We start from the raw sequence: 4032 nt of genomic DNA, 5'->3' as shown, positions 1-4032 counted from the left end.
TTGACCGTCGCCCATGAGAGGCACCTTTCTGAATGTTCAAACGTATGAACATACGCATCGCCGAATTTAATTGCTTCTTGTCAGCTAATTATGCCGATGACATCCGCAAAACAGTGCATCATATGGCCCGACCTCAAATCGAATCGCAGAGGTCAAAATGGCAAGAAGGAGCGCCGGTCCCAAGCTAAAGTGGGTCGAGGCACGAAAAACATTTTACATTGTTTGGTACGAGAAAGGGAAGAAGAGGTCACGTTCGACGGGCACCTCGGATGGCAAGCTGGCACACGAGATTTACCTCGACTATTGTCTTTCGCTGTTCACTATCGACAATGACACGCGGCCAGACAGGTTCGGCGTGGTGGACGCCTTAGCGTACTACGGCGAGCATAAGGCGATCCATGCCGTAAACCCTGCGCGGATCGGCTATGCTATGGAAGCACTAATCCCGTTCTGGGATGGTCGGATGCTTTCGGAAATCTCGCAGGCAACCTGCAACCAGTACGCCGAGTACCGTCGGAAAAGCCGCCCTCAAGGAATTTCAAATGCTACCATCCGCAAGGAGTTGGCCACCATTACGGCCGCGCAGAACTTCTGCGTTCAGGAGGGAAAGCTCACGCGGGCCGTTCACGTACCTTTGCCCAAGAAGACCCCTCCCAAAGATCGGTTTCTCACCAGAAGCGAGATGGCACGCCTTTTTTGGCATTCGCGAGGCGGGCACCCCCATACGCGGACATATCTTCCGTTGTTTATGTTGATTGGCATCTACACGGGCGCACGATCTGGGGCGATCCTCTCCCTCACGTGGGATCGGGTCGACTTAGAAAAGCGGCGCATTAAGTTTCAGGTCCCCGATCGAGAGCTTACGAAAAAGCGCAATCCCACCGTGCCCATCCCTGAACGCCTCATGACCTTTTTAAGGTACGCTCATGCCAAGCGCGTGGGCGACGATGCGCCGGTTATCCGTGTCCGGGGCAAAGCGGCAACTCGGGTTATTCGCGGCTTCAAAGCTGCTGCCGCTCGCGCCGGACTGGACGGCATTACACCTCATACCTTGAGGCATACGATCGCCACGTGGATGGCTCAGGATGGGGTTAGTATGTTTGAGATCGCGGGCTACCTCGGGCAAGAACATGAGACGACAGCGCGCATTTATTCCCACCACAGCCCTGATTTTCTCGACGGGGCAATTCGCTCGATTGATCGCCGCAAACGGGGCAAATGAACACCTAATGGTGGTGCATTTCGGTGTCGCTCACCGGCATTCTAAGCGGCTTCTGTGTGCGGTAATGTAGACGCTTCTGCGTCACGCAACGGCAAGTACCGTCATCCAACGCCAATTCGAAAACCAATAACCACTGAAAGACAAAGGAATTTTCTTTCGCCGAACTTGGTTCGGGAGGCAGGGGCCGGAGGTTCGAATCCTCTCTCCCCGACCAAATCGCTTATCGATGCTTGCTGAAAAGGCGCAGGCCCGCATTAAGGGTTGGCTGACGGCGCCTTGAGCGCGGTGCGTGTTTACCGTGATTCGCAAGGATTTAGCGATCCCGAAGACGAACTGGTTCGCCGGCCGAACGGACGGATGCGCCCGTGCGGATCGGGCTCGTCACGTACCCCTGAAATAGAAAAAGCCCCGGTTTCCCGGGGCTTTAACCTATACCTGGCAGCCTATCAGCGGGAGCCAGAAATGTCGTAAATCCATGCCCACAGCATAGAGGCCTCCATTGCAATGTTCTAACCCGATGCAAGGAGCTTTAACACATTATTAACCTTAATCAAGCGTTAAGAGCTGCCCTTCCGCCGCCCATCATCGCGAGCAGCTGTGGCATCACGATCGCCTGCGAGAACAGATAGCCCTGCGCCTGGTCGCAACCCATCGCCCGCAGCGCCGCGGCGACTTCGAGATCCTCGACCCCTTCAGCGACCACCACCTTGCCGAGCGAATGCGCGATTTCGATCGTCGCACGCACCACTGCGCGGCTTTCCTCCGACTTGGCCATCTGCTGGACGAACTTCTTGTCGATCTTGAGCTCGGAGCTGGGGAGCTTCTCGATATATTCAAGATTCGATTCGCCGGTGCCGAAATCGTCGATCGACAATCCGATGCCGCGCGATTTCAGTGCAGCAATCTGCGGGGCGATCCGGTGATCCTCGAGCTTGGCGGTTTCGGTCAGCTCGAGCGTCAGGTTTTCCGGCGGGAAATTGTAACGCCCGAGCAGGGTCATGATGTCGAACATGAGGTGGGTGTCGGACAGGCTCTTGGCCGACATGTTGACCGCGAGCTTGAAACGCGGGTCGAGCGCGATAGCCTCCTTGCCGTCGATCAGCGCGGCTTCCATCACAACCAGGGTAAGCTCGTTGATCCGGTCCCCGGCCTCGGCGGCAAGAACAAGATCCTGCGGATTGATGAGCTCGCCCCCGCCCGGCCGCCAGCGGATCAGCGTCTCGGCACCCACAATCCGTCCGGAGGCAAGATCGATCTTGGGCTGGTAGGCGACCCCGATGTCGCGATCACGCAGGCCCTTCTCCAGGACGCGGATCAGCTCGAGCCGCTGGTTACGCGCTTCGAGATGCGCGGCATCATTGATGATGAAGCGCACCCCGCGGGTCGCCGCCTCGTCGGCCGCCTGCATCGCTTTCTTGATTCGCACCGCGACTGGCAGGTCGTAGTTGGTGTCGACCCCGATCGCGGGCGCGCCGTTGGAGGATTGCCAGTCGTGGCTGATCGCGGTCTTGAGCATCAGCGCCAGGCCATCGGTGTGCCGCTCGAGCTCGACATTCTCCACCCGGGGCGCAAGCCAGATCAACACGTCGCGCTCGAAGGCGATGTCGCTGATTGCGCCGGGGCCCTGCACATAGCCGATCAGCGTGTTGACGAAATCGCCGATGTCGCGCGAGCTCCATTCCTCGGAAAGTTCCGAGAGATTGGCGATCTTGAGCGCGAACACGTCCCAGTCAGCGTTCGCCTTCTCGGAGCTGATCGCGGTTGTCGTCATCGCGTCGATGCCGTCGTTGAAGTACTTCCTGTTGATCCGGCTGAAACCGATCGCGGCGACCAGAAGAGCGAGGAAGGCCGAGATCATGTCGATGTTGATGTTGAACTCGTCGAGTACGAAGGCAGCGAGCGGCAGCACTGCCAGCGGCAGCCACAAGATTCCCATCGATCTGCGCCGGCCGAGCGCCTGAGCGGCAACGACCGCTGCAGCCAAAAGGATCGCAGGAAACCACATCAGGTCAAGCGGCCGACCTCGCAAGAGTGTATTGGCACCAACAATCTGGAAGTATGATCCGGACACCTTTCCGTAGAAGGGGTGACGATGCATGTCCTTCGAGTCGACGAATGTGGTCCCGATAATCACCGACTTGCCCGCAAGTTGCTTGGCCCCGACCCTGCCGCGCAAGACATCGATGTAGCGATAGGTCGGAATCGAGTTCAGATTGAAGGCATAGTCGGGCCGATATCTTGCCAACCCGCCGTGATAACCAGCGAGCACAGCCGAGATCGAACGATATTTAGCACCTCTGAATTCGATTTCGGTGGGTATCATTATGTACAAGTCGAAGGGGCTAAAGAAGCTGACCATCGACGCTTGCCGGGTTATGCTGGCGAATGAAGGAAGGGGCAGGATAGGCTCACTAGACTGGAATCCCGCCGCGTTCCCCGGTGCCATTCCAAGCCACACCTTGCCGCGATGCCTCGCCAGCGTTTTGGCAAACTCCGCATCACCCGCTGGCGTCTCGTGATCGGCGTGGGCACGATCGACAACGATACGCTTGGCCCCGGCTTGCGCGAGCCGATCGAGAACCTCGCTATCCTGATGCCGGTTCGGCAAGGGCTGGCCGAGTTCATTGAGCGTGGAATCGTCAATCGCGATCATCACGATGTCCTGCGACGCGGGGCGCATCCGCAACTGCGCGCGCGCCAGCCGGAGCGCGTCTTCCGCCGGAAGCGGCAATTCGATCGCCGCCGATACCACCCCGACCAGGATCGCGATCACCGCCACCTTCACGCGCTTGCGGCGCAAGAGGATGGCA

General features: G+C 58.4%; 2 protein-coding genes. One reads left to right on the top strand and one right to left on the bottom strand.

Features of this window, described 5'->3' with window-relative positions:
• Nucleotides 1-157: 157 nt before the first annotated feature.
• Nucleotides 158-1222, top strand: a complete 1065-nt coding sequence (locus C0456_RS19675; protein ID WP_291056118.1) for a site-specific integrase — start codon at nt 158-160, stop codon at nt 1220-1222.
• A gap of 550 nt (nt 1223-1772) precedes the next feature.
• Here C0456_RS19675 and C0456_RS19670 read toward each other — a convergent pair.
• Nucleotides 1773-4032 (bottom strand): EAL domain-containing protein (locus C0456_RS19670; protein ID WP_291056115.1); only part of this gene is annotated, 2260 nt, incomplete at its 5' end.

The sequence above is a fragment of the Hyphomonas sp. genome, assembly GCF_013823385.1.
Taxonomy (GTDB): Bacteria; Pseudomonadota; Alphaproteobacteria; order Caulobacterales; family Hyphomonadaceae; genus Hyphomonas.
Note: the sequence above shows the minus strand (reverse complement) of the source record. Positions and strands in the feature narration are given on the sequence as shown.